This window comes from Bradyrhizobium sp. SZCCHNRI1009, from assembly GCF_032487575.1.
Classification (GTDB): Bacteria; Pseudomonadota; Alphaproteobacteria; order Rhizobiales; family Xanthobacteraceae; genus Bradyrhizobium.
Map to the genome: position 1 here is coordinate 41502 of NZ_JAUEUL010000002.1, position 24702 is coordinate 66203.

Here is a 24702-nt window from a genome sequence, read left to right on the forward strand (position 1 = left end):
GTGGTGTCTGCCCGAGCCGATCGCCTCAGAAGGATCAGATACGTCCGAGCAGGACGAGGATCAGCACGATGACGATGATCAGGCCGAGACCGCCGCCGCCATAGTAGCCGGTGCCGTAGAACGGACCGCCGCCGATGCCGGAAAAGCCGCCGAGCAGGGCGATGATGAGAATGATCAGGATGATAGTTCCGATGGACATGTGCTTCCTCCAGTGCCCGGCAGCGGGGCGACAACGTGCTCTGCCTTCGCCGAGGAAACTGGTCGGAACTTCGAAAGTTCCGTGCGGGAAACAGGTAAAATTCGGAGCGTGTCTTTGCGGTCGTAACCAGCAATGACTACCTGAAGGCAGTTGTTAGTCAGGAGATCGCGATGTCAAGACCGCTTGTCGTTTCCATTCCGCATCGCCTCGGCAAGGACGAGGCCGTGCGCCGGCTCCAGGCCGGTCTCAGCCGCGCCGCGACCAGCGTTCCGGTCCTGAAGGTCGACGAAGAGCGCTGGGAGGGCGACAAGATGATCTTTCGCGTTCGCGCTCTGGGTCAAGCGGCGTCGGGCCATGTCGACGTCGCCGACGATCACGTGCGTGTCGAGGTCGTGCTGCCCTGGCTGTTGCAGCGCTTTGCCGAGGCGGCGCAGTCCGCGATCCGCAGCCGCGGCCAGCTGCTGTTGACGAAAAAGAGCTGATCAGCCCGGCGTCGATGCTGTCTGACGTCGACCAGCCGGGTGGGTTGCCGCATCGGTCCGCGCTGGGATCACTGCTGCAGGCAAATGTATGAAGACGGAGGACACCGCAAGGATGCCGTCCTGTATGTCCGCAGATGTGTAGCCGCGGGCATGAACCTCGGCTTCGAAACCATCCGGGTGGGGCCACACCCGGCCACCGTCGGTGAAGGGCGCAAAGTTGCGCACAGTGACGACGACGACGGCGTCCCGCCCATGCCGCCGTGCGAAGGCAATGATGTGATCGGCATGACGTCCGCTCACCTCGAGCGGCTCATGGGAACCGTCGGTGAAGACCGAGGGCATCTCGTTGCGCAGCCGGAGCAGCCGCCGTGTCCAAGCGAGCTTGATGCGGCCATCCGGCCAGTGGTCCGCCAGGCGGGCCCAGTCGGGACGCTCGCACTCGCGCAGCGCCCGTTCGCGCGCGGCGAAGTCCACCGGGCGGCGATTGTCGGGATCGACCATCGAGAGGTCCCAGAACTCGGTGCCCTGATAGATATCCGGCACGCCGGGCATCGTCGCCTTCAGCGTGAGCTGTGTCAGCGAGTTCAGCGCGCCGAGCAAAGCGGTCCGCCTGGAAAGCGTCTCCAACGACTGCAGGAACTCGGGCGAGCGGTCGCGATCCAGGATGCGGTCGATGAAGCTGCGCAGGCCGTTCTCATAGGCCTCGTTTGGATTGAGCCAGCTGGTCTCCTCCTTGCCCTCCCGCGCCGCCTTCAGCGCATAGGCCTGCAACCGCTCCGCAAGGCTCGGGTCGGCGCCAGTTGCGGGCCAGATGCCAACGAGCGTCTGGTACAGCATGTATTCGAACGCCGCCGAGGGCGCGCGCATCTTGCCATCGGTGATGACGTGCGGCGCGTTCAAGGTCTTCCAGCGCGCCATCGCGGACGTCCAATCGTTGGGCAACTCGGTGATGGCGGCCAGCCGCGTGCGGGCATCCTCCCCGCGCTTGGTGTCGTGGGTAGCGGTGGCGGTCATGCCGTGCGGCCAATGCCTGGCGCGATCGTGCATCAGCTTGTGGAAGTCGGCGATCGTCAGAGCATGCGCCGCCGGATCGCCGCCGACCTCGTTGAGCGCGAGCAGTCGGTGGAAGCGATAGAAGCCGGTATCCTCCAGCGACTTCGCCATCATCGGGCCGGTGAACTGCTGCACCTTCAGCGCGAAGCGGCGCACACGTGGGACGCTGTGGCTGGTGCTGCGGTCGCGCTTGATCAGATCCATGGTGAGCGTATCGCGCAGGAAGTCGAAGATCGAGCCGTCGGAGGCGAACCATTCGGCGCGGGCGCCAGCGATGGCGTGGTCGATCAGCTTGCGATCGGCCTCGGTCGCCCCGGCCGCGGTGAGGTAGGTGCGATAGACCGGGAAGTGCAGCACATACAGTTCGAGCGCCTGGCGCAGGCTGTCTTCCGAATAGTCGCGCGTGGAGTAGTGGCCGTTGGCGATGCGCGCCAGGAGGCGCGTCAGCACGGTGAACTCGCTGGTCAGCAGCGTTTCCAGCACGCGCCGCTTGGCCTCCTTGATGACGGGCGCGAGCTTCGGCGGCTTGTTGCTGATCTGGCGCCAGATCTCGTCCAAGGGCTCCAGGCCGTTGCCGTCGATGAGCAGCTGGGTGATGACGTTCATCCACTCGTAGCCGGTGGTGCCGTGCACGCCGGCAAAGCTCGGCAGCTTCTCGTGCTCGCAGAGAATCTTCTCGATGACGACGTAGAATGGCCCGGCTGCGGGCCCCCGAGCGTCGCGGATCAGCCGCCGCAGGCGCTGGAAATATTGTGCGGGATCGCGCAGGCCGTCGATATGGTCGAGCCGCAGACCCTGCAGCTGGCCATCCGCGATCAGCTTCTTGACCAGCCGGTGGATCGCTTCGAACGTGCCAGCATCCTCGACGCGCAGGCCGGCCAGGGTGTTGACGTCGAAGAAGCGGCGGTAGTTGATGTCGCTGGACGCAAGCCGCCAATGCCCGAGCTTGTAGTTCTGCCGTTCAAGCAAATGGTGCAGGGCCAGCGTCTGCGTCGGTCGGCCATCGCCAGCCTGATACGCCGAGAGGCCTCGCGCGATAATGTCGCCAGCCCCGGGAATGGCCTTGAGTGCAGCCTTGAACGCCGGGGCTTCCTTGCGGTTCGGATGGCGCAGGCCGCGATAGCGCGACGCCAGGTCGAGGATCGCCTTGCCGGCCTCGCTGCTCTCCTCACCGGCCTCCTTGACGATGATGCGCAGCACCTCGCCATAGCGCTCCGGCGCGATCGGCAGGCGATGCTCGAAGTACCAGCAGGAGAACGAGCCTTCGTCCGGGTCGTAGCGCAGCTCGATCTCACCATGTTCGAGCGCATGGCCGTAGGACGTCCCGATGATCGGCAGCAGCACGCCGCCCCGGGCGCGATACGGCAATTGGTCCCAGTCGATGTCGAACGAGGCTGCATGCGGCGACGCCTGGCCCCATTCGAGCACATCGAGCCACCATGGATTGTCGTCGAAATGGACGCCGACATGGTTCGGAACGAAATCGAGGATGAGCCCGAGATCGTGCGCCTTCAGCGCGGCGCTCAGCTTGGCGAAGCCGTCCTGACCGCCGAGCTCAGGATTGAGCTTGGTGTGATCCGTGATGTCGTAGCCATGCGTCGAGCCCTTGCGCGCCGTCATGAACGGCGAGGCGTAGACATGGCTGATACCGAGCGCCTTCAGATACGGCACGACGCGCGCCGCTGCTTCGAAATTGAAGTCGGCGGTGAGCTGCAGGCGGTAGGTCGCGAGCGGAATGGCAGGAGGCATGATTATCCTCCGATGCTCCAGAACACCGACCAGGGTGGCAGGCGATCGCCGGGCGTGCCGCCCCAGATCGGCGTGCCCGCCGAGCCGCTGCGCGGCGCGGGCACCTCGTTGTCCGAAACGTTGGCGAGCAACCGCAGCGTCGCGCCGTCGCCCATCGTCCAGTGCGCAGTCAGGCAGCCATCCTCCGTCACGTCGGCCTTGCCGAAGGATGCGCCCGGCAGCCGCGGTGCCACCTCCCTGTGGCGCACGGCGAGGAGCCCGCGCACCAGCGTCAATCGCTCGCGTCCCGGCGATGCGTTGCGGGCGTCCCAATCGATGATCGCGGATCTGAACGTCTCGATGTCCAGCGGGTCCGGGACCTCGTCGCCATACTTGGCGTATGCCCACTCATATTCCTTGCGGCGCCCCTTGCGCACGGCGTGCGCGAGATCGCCCTGGAAATCGCAGAAGAACGGGAAGGGCTGCTTCGAGCCCCATTCCTCGCCCATGTACAGCATCGGCACGGTCGGTGCGAGCAAGGTGACGGCCAGCGCAGCTGCGATCCCTTCCGGCGGCGCCAGCGATTCCAGCCGGTCGCCGAACACGCGGTTGCCGATCTGGTCGTGGTTCTGCAGGAAGTTGACGAACGCCGCGGGGGCCAGATGACCGCTTGGTTCACCCCGGGCCATGCCACCCCAAAAGGCGGCCTGCTCGCCTTGATAGACAAAGCCCGAGGCGAGCGCGCGAGCAAGCCCGCGCCGCGGCGATTGTTGGTAGTCGCCGTAGTAGCCGCCGGTCTCGCCGGTCAGCATCACATGCCAGACGTGGTGATAATCATCGTTCCATTGCGCGCGAAACTTGCCCCGCGGCGGATCTTCTGCCGCGTCGAGCATGCTGGCCCGGTTATCACCGTTCTCGAGCACGAGATGGATGTGACGCCCTGTCTGCTCGACAAGCCTGCCGACGGCGGCGCTGAGATCATGCAGCATCGGGATCTCACCCTCGTTGGCGAGGATGTGGTTGACGGCATCGAAACGCAGCCCGTCGAAGCGATAGTCCGTCAGCCAATGCAGCGCGTTCTGAATCGCGAAGGCGCGCACTTCGGGGTGCCGGAAGTCGATCGCGCTGCCCCACGGCGTGTGAGCGTCCGTGAAGAAGGTCGGTGCATACAGGCCGATGTAGTTTCCTTCGGGGCCGAAATGGTTGTAGACGACGTCGAGGAAGACCATCAGCCCGCGCAGATGCGCCTCGTCGATCAGTGCGCGCAGATCATCGGGACGCCCATAGACGCTGTCCGGCGCGTAGAGCAGGACGCCGTCATAGCCCCAGTTGCGGGAGCCGGCGAAGTCCGCCAGCGGCATCAGCTCGAGCGCGGTGATGCCGGTTTCGACGAGATGATCGAGCTTGTCGATCATCGCGCGGTAGGTGCCTTCCGTCGTGAAGGTGCCGACATGGCTTTCGAGGAACACGGCGTCCTGCCATGGACGGCCGCGCCATTTTTCGGAGCGCCAGGTGTAGGCGCGGTGGTCGATGATTTCGCTCGGGCCGGAGACATCCTCTGGCTGGAAATCCGAGCCGGGATCTGGAACGTCGAGCTCATCATCAATACGAAACTTGTACCGCGTGCCGGCGCCGACCCCGGCGACGTCGAGCGAATACCAACCACCATCCCCGCGCTGCATCTCATGCTTGACGTCGAGGATCAGATCGACGCGCTTGGCGGCGGGCGCCCACAGCCGGAACGTCGTGCCGTCCTGCGTGAGCCGAGGTCCGAATTGACGGCCGTTCATGACTGGCCCGCATACGCCAGCACGGAGCGGGGCGGGGCCTTGAGGTCCGTGCCCGACGCGAAGTCGATCGGCGTCTGCTGGGCTTCGGTGGTGTTCAGGACCTGTTGCCACGTCTTGTATTCGGCGAGCTTGGGCAATTTGAATCCGATCTCTTCGGGAGCCGCGTTCAGAACGATAAGGATCGGAGCCTGCTCCTGTTCCACCGGAGCGAGCACATAGGCGAGAAATCGTCCGTCAGGAAAGGTCCAGTCGGTTTGCGTCATCTCCTCCGCCGAAGGCGTCAGCCACAGCACGCCGAAGCTTCCGTCCGACCGGCGGCCGTCGAGCCAGCGGCGCGCGCGAATCTGGCCGAAGCGGCGGCGCAGCTCGGTCATGTGCGCGATGAAGTCGATGAGATCATCGCCCTCGCGGCCCATGCCGCTCCAGTCCACCCAGCCGACCTCGTTGTCCTGGCAATAGGCGTTGTTGTTGCCATGCTGCGAGTTGCCGACCTCGTCGCCTGCGAGCAGCAGCGGCAGGCCCTGCGCGAGCAACAGACAGGCGAGCTGGTTCTTGCGCGACTGCCGCCGCAGCGCTGTGATCGCCACGTCGTTGGTCGGCCCCTCATGACCGAAATTGTTGCTGAGGTTGTCGTTGGAGCCGTCGCGATTGTCCTCGCCGTTCGCCTCATTGTGCTTGCTGTTGTAGCTGAAGAGATCGGCCAGCGTGAACCCGTCATGGACGGTGACGTGATTGACGCTGGCGCGCTGGGTGCGGCCGTCATGGTTGAAGATGTCGGAAGAGCCGGTCATGCGGCTCGACACCTCACCGATCAGGCTGCCTTCGCCGCTCCAGTAGCGACGCATGGCGCTACGATAGCGGTCGTTCCATTCGGACCATTGCGAGGGGAATGCGCCGACCTGGTAGCCGCCGAGACCGACGTCCCATGGCTCTGCGACCAGTTTGACGCTCGCCAGCACCGGGTCCTGGCGGATCGCGGTCAGGAAGCCGCTGCGCCGGTCGAAGCCGTGCTTCTCGCGCGCGAGCGTGGTGGCGAGATCGAAGCGGAAGCCGTCGACGTGACAGACCTCGACCCAGTAACGCAGCGAGTCCATCACCATCTGCAGCACGCGCGGATGCGTCAGGTTCACCGACGAGCCGCAGCCGGTGAAGTCATCATAGAAGCGCGGATTGTCCGGCTGCAGCCAGTAGTAGGATGCGTTGTCGATGCCGCGGTAGCACAGCGTCGGGCCGAGATGATTGCCCTCGGCGGTGTGATTGTAGACGACGTCGAGCATGACCTCGATGCCGGCATCGTGCAGCCTTGCCACCGTCGTCCGGAAGGCATCGAGCGGATTGTCCTGCGCGTAGCGCGGCTCCGGCGCGAAGAACGAGATGGTGTTGTAGCCCCAGTAGTTGACCAGCTTCTTCTCGACCAGCATGCGGTCGTCGATGAAGGCGTGGATCGGCAAGAGCTCGATTGTGGTGACGCCGAGCCGCTTCAGATGCTTGATCATCGCCGGCGACGACAGACCGCCATAGGTGCCGCGCAGGTTGGGCGGCACGTCGTCGCGCTTGTTGGTCAGGCCCTTGACGTGAGCCTCGTAGATGATCGTGTCCTCCCACGGGATCTGCGGCCGCATCTCGCGCCGGCCCCAGTTGAAGGTCTCGTCGATGACGACCGCCTTGGGCATGCCGCGGGCGTTGTCGCGCCGGTCGAACGAGAGGTCCTCGCGCGGCGAGCCGGCGCGGTAGGCGAAATGGGCATCGCTCCAGACCAGCCGGCCGGCGAGCCGCTTGGCATAGGGGTCGAGCAGCAGCTTGTTGGCATTGAAGCGGTGGCCGCGCTCCGGCTCGTACGGGCCGTAGACGCGGTAGCCATAGAGCTGCCCTGGCGAGACGTCGTTGAGATAGCCGTGCCAGACATCCTCCGTCCGCTCCGGCAATTCGATCCGCTCGATCTCGCGCCGGCCCTGGCTGTCGAACAGGCAGAGCTCGACCTTCTCGGCATTGGCGGAGAACAACGCAAAGTTGGTCCCCCGTCCGTCCCAGGTTGCTCCGAGACGGGCGTGGCTTCCAGCGGCCAGGCGCATTGCGTCAGGCTTCCGGGAGGAGAAATACCGCTGCCATGGGCGGGAGGATGAGGTTGAGCTGGTGTTCTTCAGAGGCATGGACCTGGCCGACATTGCCGACATTGCTGCCGCCATAATGCAGGGAGTCGGAATTGAAAGCTTCCCTCCATCTGCCGCCGAACGGCACGCGGACCCGATAATTGTAATACACGTTGGGCGAAAAGTTCACGACCACGACGCAGCGCGCGTGCTCATCGAAGCCCTTGCGCGCCCAGGCGAAGACGTTGCGGTCGGAGTCGTCGGTGATCAGCCACTCGAAGCCGTCCGGTTCGCAGTCCCGCTCGTGCAGCGCCGGAACGTTGCGGTAGAGGTGGTTGAGGTCGCGGATCAGGGCCTGGATGCCGGCATATCGGGCGTCGCTGAGGAGGTGCCAGTCGAGCGAGGTGTCGTGATTCCACTCGCGCTCCTGGGCGATCTCGCAGCCCATGAACAGCAGCTTCTTGCCGGGATGCCCGAACATGAAGCTGTAATACGCGCGCAGGTTGGCAAAACGCTGCCAGTCGTCGCCGGGCATCCGGCCGAGGATGGAGCGCTTGCCGTGCACCACCTCGTCATGCGACAGCGGCAGGATGAAGTTTTCCGAAAAGGCGTAGTGCAGGCCGAACAGGATCTCGCCGTGGTGATATTTGCGGTGGATCGGGTCCTTGCTGATGTAGCGCAAGGTGTCGTGCATCCAGCCCATGTTCCACTTGTAGCCGAAACCGAGCCCGCCCATGTCGACCGGGCGGGACACCTGAGGCCACGCCGTGGATTCCTCGGCAGCCGTGGTCGCCTGCGGGAAATGGCCGAACGCCTCGATATTGGTCCGGCGCAGAAACTCGATGGCCTCGAGGTTCTCGCGCCCGCCATATTTGTTCGGAATCCAGCCGCCGGAGGGACGGCTGTAGTCGAGATAGAGCATCGAGGCGACGGCATCGACGCGCAGGCCGTCGACGCCGTAGCGCTCCAGCCAGAACAGCGCGTTCGAGCGCAGGAAATTGGCGACTTCGGTGCGGCCGAAATTGTAGATCAGCGTGCCCCAGTCGAGATGCCGGCCCTGCATCGGGTTGGCGTGCTCGTAGAGCGCGGTGCCGTCGAAATGGCCGAGGCCGTGCGGATCATCCGGGAAATGGCCGGGCACCCAGTCGAGCCATACCGCGAGGCCCTCGCGGTGGCACGCATCGACGAGCGCACAGAAGTCCTCAGGACTGCCGAAGCGGCTGGTCGGCGCGAACAGGCCGGTCGGCTGATAGCCCCAGGAGCCGTCGAACGGATGCTCGCTCACGGGGAGGAATTCGATGTGCGTGAAGCCCATGTCGCGTGCATAGGCCGGCAGCTGCTCGGCGAGCTCGCGATAGGTCAGCCATTGATTGTTGTCCTTGCGCCGCCAGGAGCCGAGATGCACCTCATAGATCGAGACGGGCCTGTTCAGCTTGTTGATGTCATGCGGCGCCGGCCGAGGTCGCGGCAGGCTGGTCTCGTCGACCACGATCGACGCGGTCTTGGGACGCATCTCGGCCGCGAAGGCCATCGGGTCGGATTTCAGCGGCAGGTGCTCGCCCTGCGGACCGATGATGTCGAATTTGTAGTGGTCGCCGGCCCTGGCGCGGGGAATGAACAGCTCCCAATAGCCGTTGCCGCGCACGCGCATCGGGTGGCGCCGCGCATTCCAGAAGTTGAAGTCGCCGACCACGCTGACGCGGCGCGCGTTCGGCGCGAGCACGACGAAGCCGACGCCATCGACGCTGTCGATGACCATGGGATGCGCGCCGAGCTTGTCGTAGAGCCGCTCGTGGTTGCCTTCGCCGAGCAGGTGCAGGTCGAAGTCGCTCAGGATCGGCAGGAAGCGATAGGGGTCCTCGAGGTCGGTGACGTGGTCGCCGAATGTTGCCCGAAAGCGATAGCGCTGCAGCGATGGCATGGTCCCGGTGAACAGGCCGGCATCATGGATGCGCGTCAGCGGGGCGACGTCGCCGTGCTCGCCGACCACTTCGACGCGGGACGCCTCGGGCAGGAAGGCGCGCACGACAGCGCGCCCGTCGACATTGTGCTGACCGAGATAGCGAAACGGGTCGGCGTGCCGGCCCTCGATGATCGCAAACGCCTCGGGAGAAAGATGGGTCATGAGGACTCGCTGACTGATGCTGGCTCGGACAGGACGCGAAGCAGGTTGCTCAAAGCGATGCGCAACCAGTCCGGCCGGTGAGCCAGATCATATTCGAGCGCTCCGAGCGCTTTTTCCAGCATGAAAAAGTTAAGGAGCGCCTCCGCCGTATGCGGATCGTCCGGCCAGAGGCGCTGATTGGCCTTGATCTCGCGATAGCCGGCCAAAAAGGCCGTCGCGGCCTGGTCGCGCCATTCCGACAGCGCCGCGGCGATACGGCCGTGATCGTCCGGGCCCGCCCTCAGAGCGCGCTCCTGGGCGACGCGGACCGAGCAATCGATCGAGCGCAGGAAGCCTGCGATGTCGCGCGCCGGCGGCGCCTTGCGCCGACGCTCGGCGAGCGGCTGCTCCTCGTCCCCGTCGAAATCGATGATGAAGATATCGTCCTTGACGATGAGGATCTGGCCGAGATGGAAATCGCCATGCAGCCGGATGTCGCAGCCGCCGATCTGGTGCGGGATCAGGCTGCTCAGGCGCTCCGATATCTCACCACGCCTCGCGAGCACCTGATCGGCCAGCCCTCGTTCCGGGTCCTTGAGGCGATCGCGGCGCTCGCTCAGGCCCGTCAGGACTCGGCTTGCCTGGGCGCGCAGCCGATCGATCCAGTGATCGAGATGATCTGCGGTGGTCGGCTCCGGCGCAAAATCGGCGATGTCGTTGCGTGAGGCCAGGGCCGCATGCAGCTCTCCGGCCCGCCGTCCGGCTTGCGTCATGTAGCGCAGATAGGGCGGCAGCTCCTCGCTCTGGCGCGCGTCGCCGCTCGCGGCGAACACGCGCTGATCGTCGATGTAGCGGTCGAGATAGGCGGCGGTCACGGTCCAGCCGTCACCCTGGTTCTCGACAAAGCCATGGACGCAGCCGATCGTCTGCCGCTCACCGTCCTGGATCACTTCGACGCTGCCGAGCAGCGGCGGCACGTTGGCGAAGCCGATGGTCTCGGTCAGGAAGCGACCGACGTCGATCTCCGGATGCGATCCGGCCTCGAGCTCGCGATGGAGCTTGATGAAGAACTCGTTGTTGACGACAGCCTTGCTGCTGCAACGGTCGGTCTCGATGATGCGCACCTGTTCCGACTCGCGGATCGGCTTGTCGGGAAATCGCGACGTCGGACGGAATTCCAGTCGTATCCCGTTCTCTTCGACCACAAGTGACTGTGCAAGGTTGCGCAGCAGCAGCGCCAGAAAGATGGGATTGGTGGCGGCATCCAGCAGGGTGCCCTCGCGGGCGCCCTGGCGCACGGCGGCGAATGCCTGCGGATTATAGCGCTCGCGGTCGAAGCGGACCCACTCGATCTGCATCGGCAGCAGGTAGCGCTGCTCGTCCTTGCGCTCGGCCGACTTGAAGAAGATCAGCCACGGCCTGTTGTCGCCGATGTCACAGAACGGGATCGCGGAGGTCAACGTCGGATGGATCGCCTCAGGCGAGCGTTCGGGATACCAGCGCGTGCGCGCGAGGTGGCCGGGAAGCACGTCGCGCTCGAACAGGCTGCGGGTGCGCGCCAGCGACACCCAGGTCGAGCCGAGCGGGACGACCAGCGTCTCGAATTCCGGCACGGCGCGCTGAACGACCGGCTCGGACTTGTCGCGCTCCTTGAGCTGGAACCAGTAGAAGCCGTAGGGCGCGAGCGTGATCATGTAGGGCAGCTCGCCGATCGCGGGAAAGCGCGACCGGCCGAGCATCTCGATCGGCACGCGATCCTTGAACGGCGAAAGATCGAGCTCGGTCGCCTGTGCCGAGCGCGACAGGTTGGCGACGCAGAGGATCACCTCGTCCTTGTATTGCCGCACATAGGCCAGCACCGACCGGTTGGCCGGGCGGATGAAGCTCATGGTGCCCCTGCCGAAGGCCAGCGTCGACTTGCGCACCGAGATCAGCTTCTTGGTGGCATTCAGCAGCGACGACAGGCTGCGCGACTGCGCTTCGACGTTGACCGCCTCGTAGCCGTAGACCGGGTCCATGATCATCGGTGCGTAGAGCCGTGCGGGGTCGGCACGCGAGAAGCCGCCATTGCGGTCGGGCGTCCATTGCATCGGCGTACGCACGCCGTTGCGATCGCCGAGATAGATGTTGTCGCCCATGCCGATCTCGTCGCCGTAATAGATGATCGGCGTGCCCGGAAACGACATCAGCAGCGAGTTCATCAGCTCGATCTTGCGCCGGTCATTGTCCATCAGCGGCGCGAGGCGGCGGCGAATGCCGACATTGATGCGCGCGCGCGGATCGTTGGCATAGGTCGACCACAGATAGTCGCGCTCGACATCGGTCACCATTTCGAGCGTCAGCTCGTCATGGTTGCGCAGGAACAGCGCCCATTGGCAGGTCGAGGGGATATCGGGCGTCTGGCGCAGGATGTCGGTGATCGGGAAGCGGTCTTCCTGGGCGATCGCCATGTAGAAGCGCGGCATCAGCGGGAAGTGATAGGCCATGTGGCACTCGTCGCCCTGGCCGAAATACTCCTGCACATCCTCGGGCCACTGGTTGGCCTCGGCCAGCAGCAGCTTATCCTTGGCGTAATTGTCGAGCTCGACACGCAGGCGCTTGATGATCGCATGCGTCTCCGGCAAGTTCTCGTTGTTGGTGCCGTCGCGCTCGCAGAGATAGGGAATGGCGTCGAGCCGGAAGCCGTCGACGCCGGCATCGAGCCAGCGCTTCATCACCTGGACGATCGCGTTGACCACGCGCGGATTGTCGAAGTTGAGATCCGGCTGGTGCGAGAAGAAGCGGTGCCAGTAGAACTGGCCGGCCTCGGGATCCCAGGTCCAGTTGGACTTCTCGGTATCGGTGAAGATGATTCGCGTGCCGAGATATTTCTGGTCGGTGTCGCTCCAGACGTACCAGTCGCGGGCGCTGGAGCCGGGCGGGCTGCGCCGGGCGCGCTTGAACCAGTGATGCTGGTCGGAGGTGTGGTTGACCACGAGCTCGGTGATCACCCGCAGGCCGCGCCGCTTGGCCTCCTGGATGAAGCGCTTGAACTCCTTCATGGTCCCGAAATCGGGATTGATGCTGCCGTAGTCGGCGATGTCGTAGCCGTCGTCGCGGCCGGGCGAGGGGTAGAACGGCAGCAGCCACAGTGTGGTGACGCCGAGGTCCTGCAGATAATCCAGCTTGTCCGTGAGGCCGGCGAAGTCGCCGACGCCGTCATTGTTGCTGTCGGCGAACGCCTTCACGTGCAGCTGGTAGATGATCGCGTCCTTGTACCAGAGACCGTCGCCGTCGGTCTCGGTCTGCAGGCTCGGCGTATCCAGGGATGACATCAGGTTCATGAGGCCCTCACCTAGGAGAGAGGATGATGATGCGGCTGCGATCGGAGGCGTCTCGAAAGATGTCTCGGCCTCGACAGATGCGGCTCTCCTCAAAAGAGGGCAGAATAGGGGAGAAAGCGTCCTTGAGGGCGACGCTCTCGAACGTGTGCGCAAATTTGTTCACGGTGATGCCATTGACAAGAAAACGGCGTCCCGGTTCGCTAGAAACCGAGACGACCCCCTTACAAAGCTGCAAGGCTCGTTTTGTTCCCCGGGGAACGACGGCCTTGGCGCGGCGTTAGAGGCTTATCCTCTTGCTGTCCCACAACAATTTTACGACGTACGACTTGCCGTTACGTCCAGATCGCGTGCCGAATGGATCTCTACAGCGAAGCCCATAGTCTCGGAATCCTGACAGAATTCTACGATGGTCAGGGGCAGCGTCGCGTCACTGACGAAGCGGCACTCAAGATCATCGTGGAGGCCTTTCCCAGGCCCACGCCGCACCGGCTGCTGAGCGGTGCGATCGTGATTCGGTCCGGCCAGCCGGCGCGAAGCCGCCTGAACGAGGCGGCGAAGCTGCCGGTCAGGTGGACCATCAGGCGTGGCGACACCGAGATCGCAAAGGGAGACGCCGGCGAGGCCCTGGTCGAGTGGCCGGGTGATCTGCCGGTCGGCAGCTACCGCCTCGAGCTGGTGGATGCGTCATCCTACCGCGAGGAGCTGCCGCTGCTGGTCGCGCCGGCGAAGGCCTTCGCCGGCGATTTCGACCGCGTCTGGCTGCTGGCGATCCAACTCTATGGCATCCGCTCGGCCCGCAACTGGGGCATGGGCGACTTCACCGACCTTGCCAATCTCATCACGCTTTGCGCCAAGCTCGGCGCCGATGGTGTCGGGCTCAATCCGCTGCACGCGTTGTTCGACGACCGGCCGGGTGACTTCAGCCCCTATGCACCGAACAGCCGGCTGTTCCTGAATGCGCTCTATGTCGATGTGGAGCAGGCGCCGGGCTTTGCGAAGGGGCCCGGCAGCAAGGCGCTGGAGCCGCTGCGACAAGCCGAGCTGGTGGACTACAAGGGTGTGGCGGCGTTGAAATGGCCGGCCCTGCGCGCCGCCTTCGACGCCTTCATGGCCGCGCCCGACGCCGCGGCCGCTGCGGAGTTCAAGGCCTATCGGGCCGAGCGCGGCGAGCTGCTGGCGCGCTTCTCCTGCTTCGAGGTGTTGCGGCATCGCTTCCAGAAGCCCTGGTGGGACTGGCCTGAGGAGTGGCGGCGGCCCGATGCCGCGCGCTGCGCGGCGCTGCTCAGCGGCGCCGACCGGAGGGAGGCCGAGTTCATCGCCTATGTGCAGTGGCTCGCCGAGCGACAATTGCGCCATTGCCGGGATCTCGCGCATCGGCTGGGAATGAAGGTCGGCTTGTATCTCGACGTCGCAGTCGGCGTTCAATCCGACGGCTTCGATGCCTGGAACGAGCAGGGCGCCATCTCGCGCACGCTGTCGGTCGGAGCGCCGCCCGATCCATTGAACACGGTCGGGCAGAACTGGGGATTGGCCGGCTTCAACGCGCCGGGGCTGGCGCTGAGGAATTTCGAGCCGTTCCGGGAGATGATCAGGGCGTCGATGCGCCATGCCGGCGCGATCCGGCTCGACCACGTGCTCGGTTTGAAGCGGCTCTATCTGGTGCCGCACGGATTTCCGGCCAAGCAGGGCGCGTATGTGCAGATGCCGTTCGATGCGCTGCTCGCCGCGACCGTCATCGAGAGCGTGGCCAACGACTGCATCGTCATCGGCGAGGATCTCGGCACCGTGCCGGAAGGCTTTCGCGAGCAGATGGCCGATTGGGGACTGTGGTCCTACAAGGTGATGATCTTCGAACGCGACGACAACGGCCGCTTTCGCGACGTCGACTTCTATCCGCCGAATGCGCTGGTGACGCTGAACACCCACGACCTCTCGACCTATGCCGGCTGGCGCTCGTTCGGCGATCTCAAGACCAAACGCGGGCTCGGTATCGATCCCGGCGAAAGCGACCAGGATCGCTGGGACGCCTTGGGGCTGTGGGACGAGGTGCTCCGCCACAACGGCATTCAGGCCAACGACGTCCACTCGGCGATCGCCTTCCTGTCGCGGACACGGTCGCGGCTGCTGGTGATTTCCCTGGAGGATCTGCTGCAGGTGGTCGATCAGCCCAATATTCCCGGCACGATCGACGAGCATCCGAACTGGCGCCGCAAGATGCCGGTCAAGCTCGAGGACATCACGGGTGCGACCAGCGTCGCGGCGTTGAAGGCGGCGACCGCCGAACGGATCAGCCCGGCCGGCGTTTAGAATGCGGGGATCGAGGGGGCAATTGCACGCGGATGCCGAATGTCCTGCAGGATCGAAGACTACGCGCTGATCGGTGATTGTGAGACGGCTGCCCTCGTAAGCCGAAACGGTTCGATCGACTGGCTGTGCTGGCCGGCGTTCGATTCCGACGCCTGTTTCGCTTCCCTGCTGGGCGATCGCAGCCATGGCCGCTGGCTGATCGCGCCACGCGGCGATATCCGCTCGACGTCCCGCCGCTATCGTGGCGACAGCCTCATCCTCGAGACGCGGTACGAAACCGCGACCGGCACCGTCGAGCTGGTCGATTTCATGCCGCCGCGGGGCAGCGCCTCCGACGTCGTCCGGCTGGTCCGCGGCGTCGCCGGCCGGGTCGCCATGCGGATGGAGCTGATCATCCGTTTCGGCTTCGGCATCGAGATTCCCTGGGTCAAGCGCTCCGAGGATCGCTCCGCGCTGCTTGCCATCTGCGGCCAGGACATGGCGGTGCTGCATACGCCGATCGCCACCCGCGGCGAGGACATGACCACGGTTGCGGAGTTCGAGGTCGCGGCCGGCGACACCGTGCCGTTCGTGCTGACCTACGGTCCCTCGCATCTACCGGTGCCCAAGGCGATCGATCCGCTTCAGGCGCTTGATGACACCGAGACCTTCTGGGCCGACTGGTCGCGCCGCTGCACCTATCAGGGCGAGCACCGCGAACTCGTGATGCGCTCGCTGATCACCCTGAAGGCGCTCACCTATGCGCCGACCGGCGGCATCGTCGCGGCGCCGACCACGTCGCTGCCGGAGAAGCTCGGCGGCCGGCGCAACTGGGACTATCGTTTCTGCTGGCTGCGTGACGCGACGTTCACGCTGCTCGCGCTGATGAACTCGGGCTACACCGAGGAAGCGCTGGCCTGGCACAACTGGCTGCTGCGCGCCGCCGCCGGCGCACCGGCCTATATGCAGATCATGTACGGCATCATGGGCCAGCGGCGGCTGATGGAGTGGGAGGCCGAGTGGCTGCCCGGCTACGAAGGCGCCCGGCCGGTGCGGATCGGCAACGCCGCGCACGCCCAGCTCCAGCTCGACGTCTACGGCGAGCTGATGGACGCCTTCCACCAGGCCCGCATGACCAGGCTCAAACTGGAAGACGGCACATGGGACCTGGAATGCGCGGTGCTCGATCATCTCACCGACGTCTGGGACCAGCCCGACCACGGCATATGGGAACGCCGCGGCGACGGCCGTCACTACGTGTTTTCCAAGGTGATGACCTGGGTGGCGTTCGATCGCGCGATCAAGAGCGCGGAGAAATTCGGGTTCAAGGCGCCGCTGGAGCGCTGGCGGCGGCTGCGCGAGACCATTCATCGCGACGTCTGCGCCAAGGGTTATGACGAAAGCCTCGGCAGCTTCGTCGAGTCCTATGGCTCGCGGTTGCTCGATGCCAGCCTGCTGCTGTTGCCGGCGGTCGGCTTCCTCCCCAGCTCCGATTCGCGCATTCGCGGCACGGTGGACGCGATCGAACAGCATTTACTACGGGACGGCTTCGTGCTCCGGCACGATCCGCGCGATGTCCCTCCGGACGAGCAGCAGCCGATCGAAGGCGCGTTCCTTGCCTGCACGCTGTGGCTGGCCGACGCCCATGTCCTGGCGGGCGATACGGAAAAGGCCGAGACGCTGTTCCGCCGCGTGGTGAACATCGCCAACGATGTCGGACTGCTGGCCGAGGAGTACGACAGCGAGGCCCGGCGGCAGACCGGCAATTTTCCCCAGGCGCTGACGCATATCGCGCTGATCAACACGGCGCAGAATCTGAGCAGCGCCAGGAAGGCCAGCGACAAACCCGCAAGGCAGCGGTCGGAGGCCTGAGCTCCCGCACGTCAGCTTGCGGATCAGCCTTGCGCGTTTTCCGCCAGGATCATCTCCATGGCATTGGCAAAGCCTTCGTTCTGATTGGACGTGGTGATGCGCTTGGCTTTGCTCTTCACCTCGTCACTGGCATTGCCCATGGCGATCGACAATCCGCTCACCTCGAACATCGCGACATCATTGTGCATGTCGCCGATGGTCGCGACTTGGTCGAGCGGGATACCGAGCCGCTGAGCCATCGCGCTGACGAAGGTGCCCTTGTCATGTCCGGGCGGAGTGATGTCGAGATAGTAGCTCTGCGAGCGCACCGCTGTCGCTTCCGCGCCCAATGCCTGCTGCATCTGGCTCTCGCAGCCCGCCAGCAGCGCGAAATCGCTGCTCGCGCCGACGATCTTGCAGGCGTTCGCCAGATAGGGCGAGAAATCGCCGACGATCGTCGGCTCCGCGCGTATCGCGCGCCGCTCGTTCGGGACGTACTCACCGTCCGGATTGCGCGTCACCCAGGCGTCGTTGGTGAAGACCCAGATGTCGACGCCGGCTTGATGCAGCAGGTCGACGCAGCGTGCGGCGGCCGCGGGCGGGATCAGGCTCTGCTCGAGCGGGCGCATGGCGGCGTCGACGATTGAGCTGCCGTTGAACGGCCCCACCGGAAGGCTGATCTGCAGCGGCTCGATCAGAAAGCGCATTCCGATCGCGGGGCGGCTCGAGGTGAGCGTGAAGCCAACGCCGGATTCGTGCAGCCGCCGCGCCGCCTTCGCGGCCCGTTCGGTCAGAACCTTGTCCTTGGTCAGCAGCGTGCCGTCGACGTCGGATACGACGAGAGCGATGCGGGTCATGAGCCCTTCCTGTTTGCGGTCAGGCTCGTCCCTGACCGCTGTGAAGCTGTTGCAGGATGTCGTCCACGATCGCCGCGACCGGCGCGTCGACCGAGACCGTGATGGGATGCTCGGGGGTGCCAGGCGGTTCCAGGGTGGCGAACTGGCTGGTGAGCAGGCCCGGCGGCATGAAGTGCCCGGCGCGATGCTTCATCCGCTCGCCGATCAGCTCCTGAGTGCCTTGGAGATAGACCATGCGGACATCGTCGCGGCCGCCGACCAGGATATCGCGATAGGCCTTCTTGAGCGCCGAGCAGGCGATGATGATGTGCTGGCCCGCGCTGCGGCATTGCGCGATCTCCGTGGCAATGGCATGCAGCCAGGGCCAGCGATCCTCGTCGGTGAGCGGGTGGCCCGCGCTCATCTTGGCGACGTTCGCGGGCGGGTGAAAGCTGTCGCCATCCTCGAAGCGCCAGCCGAGGCGTTGGCCCAATGCTTGCCCGATCGTGCTCTTGCCGGAGCCGGAGACGCCCATGATAATGAGCGCATGGGGCAGGTCAGATGTCGCCACTTTGCCTCTCCGGCCAGGCCTCGCTGTCGATCAGCAGGATCGTCTCCCGAATCGAGCGGGCGCGATTGGCGGGCAGGTCTTCGCCGGCCAGCACGCGCGTCATGATCGCGCGCTTGTCGGCGCCGGCGACCTCGAACAGCATGGTTCGGCAGGAGGCGAGCGCAGGCAAGGTCAGGCTGATCCGCGGCACGAAGGGTGCGACGTGAGCCTTGTCGACGCCGACAACCCAGCGATCGGCGATATCAACAGCGGGAAAGCCGGGGAATAGCGACGCGACATGGCCGTCGGAACCGATTCCGAGCAGCACGAGGTCGAACAGCGGCCGCGCAGAGTCGAGCCGCGCGGCGCCGTAGAACGCTTCCAGCGCGCGCTGATAGTCGCAGGCACTGGCCTCCGGGTCCGATCTATCGGTCGCTATCGGGTGGATGTTGGCGGCCGGCGCGCAGGCATCGAGGAACGCGTGGCACGCCATGGTCATGTTGTGCAGGGGATCGCCGGGCGGAACATATCGTTCGTCACCGATGAACCAGTGCACGCGCGTCCAGGGAATCCGCTCGCGATACGCGTCCGTCGCCAGCAGCTGATAGAGCTGCTTCGGGCTCGATCCCCCGGTGAGGCAAACGGCTATCGTCGCCGGATTGGCATCGATCCGGGCCAGGAGATGTTCGGCCGCGACCCTCGCCATCGTCGCCCGGTCGGCGACGCGCACGAGGTTGCAGTCCTGCGGTCCGACCACGGCTAAACCAGCTTGCGCCAGCTGCGGCCGTCGCGGGCCAGCAGATCGGCCGCCGCCTCAGGTCCCTCGCTGCCGGCCGCGTAGGAATGCAGGCCATCGCGGCCGGCCTTCTTCCAGGCCTCGATGAATGGCTCGACGGCCTTCCAGCCGGCCTCGACGCTGTCGGCGCGCTGAAACAGGATGTTGTCGCCGATCATGCAGTCATAGATCAGCGTCTCGTAGCCGGTGGCGGGCTCGGCCTGGAAATAGTCCTTGTAGTTGAACTTCATCTGCACGCCGTCGGTGCGGATGGTCGGCCCCGGGATCTTGGTGTTGAACTGCAAGGTGATGCTCTGGGTCGGCTCGATGCCGATGACGAGATAGTTCTCGGCCAGGGTCTCGATCGGGGTGCAGCTGAACATCGCGAACGGCGCCTGGCGGAACTTGATCGCGACCTCGGTGCGCTTGGCGCCGAGCGCCTTGCCGGTGCGCAGATAAAACGGTACGCCGGCCCAGCGCCAATTATCGATGGTGAGCTTGAAGGCCGCGTAGGTCTCGGTGGTGCTGTCGGGGCGAACGTCCTTGCTCCTCACATAATCCGGCAGCTCGGCGTCGCCAATCATGCCGGCCGTGTACTGGCCGCGCACCGAGTTGAGCAGCGCCTCCCGTTCGCTCAATGGCTGGATCGCCGACAGCACCTCCGCCTTCTCGGAGCGGACGGTATGCGCATCGAACCGCGCCGGCGGCTCCATCGCCACCAGCGAGAGCAACTGGAAGAGATGGTTGGGGACCATGTCGCGCAGCGCGCCGGTCGCGTCGTAGAAGCTGCCGCGCGTGCCGACGCCGAGCTTCTCCTCGACGGTGATCTGAACGTGGTCGATGTGATGCCTGTTCCAGATCGGCTCGAACATGCCGTTGGCGAAGCGCAGCACCAGGATGTTCTGCACCGTCTCCTTGCCGAGGTAATGATCGATCCGGTAGATCTGGTGCTCGGTCACGAGTTGCAGCAGCGTGTCGTTCAGTTTTTTGGCCGAGGCGAGATCGGTGCCGAACGGCTTTTCCACCACAAGGCGGCGCCAAGCCTTGCCGTCCTCGCGAAGCAGCCCGACGCGCCCGAGCTGTTGCGCGATCGGCGCAAAGGCGCTCGGCGGCGTCGCCATATAGAACAGCCGATTGCCGTGGGTCTCCCGCGCGGCTTCGAGCTTTTCCAGCCTCGCCTTCAACTGATCGAAGCTTTCCGGCTCCTTCGGATCGGCCTCGATCGCAGTCACACATTGCAACAGGCGCTGCGCGATCTCATCCTCGATTGGGCGTGTGGCGTATTTGCGCAGGCCCTCCATGAGATTGTCGCGCAGTTGCTCGCTCGACACGCCCTTGCGGGCAATGCCGACGATGCAGAACCTGTCAGGCAGCAGATGATTGGCCGCGAGATTGTAAAGCGATGGCAGAACGAGCCGATGGGTCAGATCGCCGGTCACACCGAAGACCACGAAGGCGCAGGCGTCAGGCTTCTGATGTCGCGGCTGGTGCGGATACAGCGGGGTCACGCGCGGTCGTCCCTGGGCTTGACGATCCCAGGCGCGCTCTGGCGCGCCGGATCTGGGTGCTGTTCGGGCTCCTTGTGCCCGCCGAAGCCTTCGCGCATCGCCGAGAGAATCTTCTCAGCAAAGGTGTGCTCCTGGCGCGAGCGGAAACGCGCGAACAAAGCGGCCGTCAGCACCTCGGCCGGCACGGCCTCGTCGATCGCCGCGTTCACGGTCCAGCGGCCTTCGCCGGAATCCTCGACATAGCCGGAATATTTCTCCAGGCCGGGCTGCCGCGCCAGCGCGCTGGCGGTGAGGTCGAGCAGCCAGGACGGAATGACGCTGCCGCGGCGCCACACCTCGGCGACGTCAGCGAGATCGAAGTCGAAGCGATGTGCCTCGGGCAGCGCCTCGCTGTTCGCGTTCCTGAGGATGTCGAAGCCCTCGGCATAGGCCTGCATCAGGCCATATTCGATGCCGTTGTGGATCATCTTGACGAAGTGGCCGGCGCCAGTCGGCCCGGCATGGATGTAGCCCTGCTCGACGCGCGGGTCGCGGCCGTGCCGGCCCGGTGTGCGCGGGATGTCGCCGATGCCTGGCGCCAGCGTCGCGAAGATCGGATCGAGCCGGTCGACGACCGGCTTGTCGCCGCCGATCATCATGCAGTAGCCCCGGTCAAGGCCCCAGACTCCGCCGGAGGTGCCGACGTCGACATAGTGCAGACCGCGCTCCCTCAGCGCCTTGCCGCGGCGGACGTCGTCCTGCCAGAAACTGTTGCCGCCGTCGATGACGACGTCGTCTTGGCTCATCAGCTTGGTGAGCTGCTCGACGGTGGCTTCCGTGATCTTGCCGGCCGGCAGCATGATCCAGGCGTGCCGCGGGGGAGCGAGCTTGCCGACGAATTCCTCAAGGCTCGCGGCGCCCACCGCACCCTCGGAGACCAGCGCAGCGACCGCCTTTGCGTCGCGATCATAGACCACGCAGGCGTGTCCCGCGCGCGTCAGGCGGCGCACGATGTTGCCGCCCATCCGCCCGAGACCGATCATTCCCAATTGCATCGACGACGCCCTTCCTAGCTCAGCGCTTCACTGATCGCGCTGTCGAGCATCTTCAGGCCCGATTTCAGATTGCCCTTGAGATGGACCCGAAGCGCCCGGCGCCCGCGCTCGGTGAGCACGTCGAAATCGCCGCGCGCCTGCGCCGCCTTGATCACGCCGAAGCTCGCCTTCTGCCCGGGGATGGGCAGATCCTCGGCGTCGTCAGCCGTGATCTGGAGAAACACGCCGCTGTCCGGACCGCCCTTGTAGGCCTGGCCGGTCGAGTGCAGGAAGCGCGGACCGAACTCGGCGCAGGTGGCGAGGTGCTTGGCATCGCGCAGCCTCAGCCGGATCCGCTGTAGCGTGTCGATATTGCCGGCGTTGCGGTCGACATAGCCGAGCAGGGCGATGTAGTCGCCGGCGCCGGCGCGGCCAAGATGCGCCTTCAGCCAGGACGCGAGCGTGCCGTCGGCGCCATGCTCGCGCAGGCTCTCGGCGTTCTGAGCATCGGTGTAGAGCTCGCAGCCCTTGATCGATGCAACCGGCTGCTCCTCCGGCAGCGCGCCGCTCTGCTCGAACGCCGCCGTCAGCTCGCGGGTCTTGATCTTGGCGGCTTCGACGTCGGGCTGGTCGAACGGGTTGATGCCGAGCACGGCGCCGGCGACGGCGGTCGCCATCTCGAAGCGGAAGAATTCCTGCCCGAGCTGGTCGATCGACGTCATGACGATGCGCACGACCGGATGGCCGGCCTCCTCGAGCGCGGCGAGCTTCGCATCATGGCCGGTCACGTCGTCGCCGTCGATCTTGATATCGATGAAGAAGCGGTCGCTGCCATAAAGCTCAGGCGACGCCACCGGTTCGCCCTCGATCGGGACCAGGCCCTTGCCCTCCTTGCCCGTGGACTCCGCGATCAACTGCTCGGCCCAGGCGCCGAAATCGGCGATCTTGGGCGAGGCGAAGATCGTCACCTTGTCGCGGCCTTCGAGGCCGGCAAGACCCATTGCCAGACCGAGCTGCACGCCCGGGTTCTGGAGCGGCGGCACGTCGGGCCCGCAGGAGCGCACCATCGACAGCGCCTGCGTGATCAGCTTGCGCACGTCGATGCCCGCGGTCGCGGCCGGCACCAGGCCGAACGGCGACAGCACTGAATAGCGGCCGCCGATGCTCGGCTCGCCATGGAAGATGCGGGCGAAGCCTTGCGCCTTGGCCGCCTTCTCCAGCGACGAGCCGGGATCGGTCACGGCAATGAAGCGGTGGCCGGCCTTGTTCGGCCCGATCGCCTCGGACACACGCGCGAAGAAATAGTCCTTCATCGCGTTCGGCTCGGTGGTGCCGCCCGACTTCGAGGAGACGATGAACACCGTCCTGGTGATGTCGATCGCCTTCTCCATCGCGCGCACCTGCGCGGGATCGGTGGAGTCGAGCACGTGCAGCCTGGGGAAGCCGGCCTTGCGCGGAAAGGTCTCGGCCAGCACCTCCGGCCCGAGGCTGGAGCCGCCCATGCCGAGGACCACGGCGTCGGAAAACTTCTGTCCCTTCACCCGCTGCGCATAGTCCTCATAATCGGCGATATCGGCCTTGTCAGCGCTGGTCAGCCAGCCCAGCCATTTGTGCTCGTCATGGCCGGTCCAGACCGTCGCATCCTTGTGCCAGAGCCGGCGGATCCTGGCGTCCTTGCGCCAGTCCTCGGTAGCGGAGGCGACCTTCTTCTCCAGATCAGCAGCAATGGCGATCGTCTGCTGCCCAAGTCCTGCTCCCAGCACGACGGCGCGCTTGTGCGCAACCGCGCCGTAGAGCTTGTCGGCGGCGTCCGCGAACTGCTTGACGCCGTCGACCACGAGATCCGCGGTGATGTCGTCGAGGGATATGCCGGTCTTCGCCAGATCCTCCAGGGCGGCCCGGGCGGCGTCGACGTCTTCCTCCAGACTGTCGCGCACCTCTCCGTGATCGCGGAAGGCATCCAGCGTGGCCGGCGGCACGGTGTTGACGGTGTTCGGTCCGATCAGCTCCTCGACATAGAGGACGTCGCGGTAATCCTTGTTCTTGGTGCCGGTGGAGGCCCAGAGCAGTCGTTGCGGCTTGGCGCCGTGCGCGGCCAGCCGCTCCCAGCGCGCGCCGGCGAACAGCCGCTTGTAGTCCTGATACGCCATCTTGGCGTTGGCGATGGCGATCCTGCCCTTGAGCGCGGCCAGCCGCTCCTTCTCCGAGGGATCGTTGGCCTGGGCGATCTTCGCGTCGAGCTGCTTGTCGACCACGCTGTCGATGCGGCTGACGAAGAACGACGCCACGCTGGCGACATGCGACGGATCACCGCCGGCGGCGACATAGGCTTCGAGGCCGGCAATGTAGGCTTCGGCGACCTGCCGGTAGACTTCTTGCGAAAACAGCAAGGTGATGTTGACGCTGATGCCCTTGGCGATCAGGTGCTGGATGGCCGGCAGGCAGGCGTCGGTCGCCGGCACCTTGATCATCAGATTCCTGCGGTCGACCGCCTTCCAGAGCTGCTCTGCCTCGGAAATGGTGCCCTTGCTGTCCATCGCCAGATAGGGCGAGACTTCGAGGCTGACGAAGCCGTCATTGCCATCGAAGTGGTCGTAGACGGGCCGCAACACGTCGGCGGCATTCTGGATGTCCTCGACGGCGACGGCCTCGAACAGCTGCGTCGGCGATCGATCGCCGTTCTTCAGCGCCGCGGCGATCGGCGCGTCATATTCATCGGAGCTGCCGATCGCCTTCTCGAAAATCGCGGGATTCGAGGTGACGCCCTTGACGCCATCCTCATCGATCAGCCGCTTGAGGTCGCCTCTGGCGACGAAGCCGCGTGCGAGGAAATCGAGCCAGACCGCCTGGCCGTGTTCTTCGAGAGCTTTGACCGGATTCATGATGCCTATCTATGTGCGTCGGCTTGCTTTTTCGGGTTCCCGCCTGGCGGCCTGCCAAGTCGTGGACCTCACATGAATAACTATGCGCCAGCCCACAGGAGAACGCCATTCATAATGGATTGATCCCTCTGGAATCCCAAGAGCTTCGTGCCGGGTGCGACGTGCCGGCGGCGTGCGCTCGGCGGGAGACTTGCAGGCACTCTGAAGCAGGTACTCTGAAGCAGGCAGTCTG

15 protein-coding genes are annotated in these 24702 nt (G+C 65.3%); 3 read left to right on the forward strand and 12 right to left on the reverse strand.

Features of this window, described 5'->3' with window-relative positions; translation table 11 throughout:
• Positions 1 to 34: 34 nt before the first annotated feature.
• Positions 35 to 199 carry a DUF3309 family protein gene (locus tag QX010_RS03795; RefSeq protein WP_006614022.1) on the reverse strand — a complete coding sequence of 55 codons (165 nt, stop codon included), beginning with the start codon at positions 197 to 199 and terminating at the stop codon, positions 35 to 37.
• A gap of 170 nt (positions 200 to 369) precedes the next feature.
• Between QX010_RS03795 and QX010_RS03800 the strand changes: the two genes are divergently transcribed.
• Positions 370 to 681 (forward strand): polyhydroxyalkanoic acid system family protein, encoded by a 312-nt coding sequence (locus QX010_RS03800; protein WP_315717996.1) that lies wholly within the window; start codon positions 370 to 372, stop codon positions 679 to 681.
• On the opposite strand, the gene treY is transcribed toward QX010_RS03800, so the two are convergent.
• Genes treY through treS form a run of 5 tightly spaced genes read right to left on the reverse strand, consistent with a single transcriptional unit; the run spans position 682 to position 12769 of the window.
• Positions 682 to 3483, reverse strand: a complete 2802-nt coding sequence (treY, locus tag QX010_RS03805; RefSeq protein ID WP_316177725.1) for a malto-oligosyltrehalose synthase — start codon at positions 3481 to 3483, stop codon at positions 682 to 684.
• Positions 3484 to 3485: 2 nt separating this feature from the next.
• Entirely contained in the window at positions 3486 to 5252 is a 1767-nt protein-coding gene (gene treZ, locus QX010_RS03810; RefSeq protein WP_316177727.1) for a malto-oligosyltrehalose trehalohydrolase, read from the reverse strand.
• Positions 5249 to 7324: a glycogen debranching protein GlgX gene (gene glgX, locus QX010_RS03815; protein ID WP_316177729.1), complete on the reverse strand. Its 2076-nt coding sequence runs from the start codon at positions 7322 to 7324 to the stop codon at positions 5249 to 5251. Before glgX ends, treZ begins: the two co-directional genes overlap by 4 nt.
• A gap of 4 nt (positions 7325 to 7328) precedes the next feature.
• On the reverse strand, positions 7329 to 9467 hold the full coding sequence (gene glgB, locus QX010_RS03820; protein ID WP_316177730.1) for a 1,4-alpha-glucan branching protein GlgB: 2139 nt from the start codon (positions 9465 to 9467) through the stop codon (positions 7329 to 7331).
• On the reverse strand, positions 9464 to 12769 hold the full coding sequence (gene treS / locus QX010_RS03825; protein ID WP_316177732.1) for a maltose alpha-D-glucosyltransferase: 3306 nt from the start codon (positions 12767 to 12769) through the stop codon (positions 9464 to 9466). The genes glgB and treS overlap by 4 nt, the downstream gene beginning before the upstream one ends.
• A gap of 354 nt (positions 12770 to 13123) precedes the next feature.
• Here treS and malQ point away from each other — a divergent pair, with 354 nt between their 5' ends.
• Complete coding sequence (gene malQ / locus QX010_RS03830) at positions 13124 to 15076, forward strand: 4-alpha-glucanotransferase (protein WP_316177734.1); 1953 nt, start codon at positions 13124 to 13126, stop codon at positions 15074 to 15076.
• Between the two features lie 39 nt (positions 15077 to 15115).
• Positions 15116 to 16927 carry a glycoside hydrolase family 15 protein gene (locus QX010_RS03835; RefSeq protein ID WP_315805430.1) on the forward strand — a complete coding sequence of 604 codons (1812 nt, stop codon included), beginning with the start codon at positions 15116 to 15118 and terminating at the stop codon, positions 16925 to 16927.
• Positions 16928 to 16950: 23 nt separating this feature from the next.
• Here the strand turns inward: QX010_RS03835 and QX010_RS03840 are convergent, their stop codons facing one another.
• The 6 genes from QX010_RS03840 to QX010_RS03865 are packed head-to-tail and all read right to left on the reverse strand — an operon-like array spanning position 16951 to position 24470.
• Positions 16951 to 17763, reverse strand: a complete 813-nt coding sequence (locus QX010_RS03840; RefSeq protein WP_316177737.1) for an HAD family hydrolase — start codon at positions 17761 to 17763, stop codon at positions 16951 to 16953.
• A gap of 19 nt (positions 17764 to 17782) precedes the next feature.
• On the reverse strand, positions 17783 to 18277 hold the full coding sequence (locus QX010_RS03845; protein ID WP_316177739.1) for a gluconokinase: 495 nt from the start codon (positions 18275 to 18277) through the stop codon (positions 17783 to 17785).
• Between the two features lie 22 nt (positions 18278 to 18299).
• On the reverse strand, positions 18300 to 19049 hold the full coding sequence (gene pgl / locus QX010_RS03850) for a 6-phosphogluconolactonase (RefSeq protein WP_316177740.1): 750 nt from the start codon (positions 19047 to 19049) through the stop codon (positions 18300 to 18302).
• A gap of 2 nt (positions 19050 to 19051) precedes the next feature.
• Positions 19052 to 20575 (reverse strand): glucose-6-phosphate dehydrogenase, encoded by a 1524-nt coding sequence (zwf, locus tag QX010_RS03855; RefSeq protein ID WP_316177742.1) that lies wholly within the window; start codon positions 20573 to 20575, stop codon positions 19052 to 19054.
• Positions 20572 to 21609 carry a phosphogluconate dehydrogenase (NAD(+)-dependent, decarboxylating) gene (gene gnd, locus QX010_RS03860; protein WP_316177744.1) on the reverse strand — a complete coding sequence of 346 codons (1038 nt, stop codon included), beginning with the start codon at positions 21607 to 21609 and terminating at the stop codon, positions 20572 to 20574. The genes zwf and gnd overlap by 4 nt, the downstream gene beginning before the upstream one ends.
• A gap of 14 nt (positions 21610 to 21623) precedes the next feature.
• Positions 21624 to 24470, reverse strand: coding sequence for a bifunctional transaldolase/phosoglucose isomerase (locus tag QX010_RS03865; RefSeq protein WP_316177746.1), 2847 nt, complete (start codon positions 24468 to 24470; stop codon positions 21624 to 21626).
• Positions 24471 to 24702 lie beyond the last annotated feature (232 nt).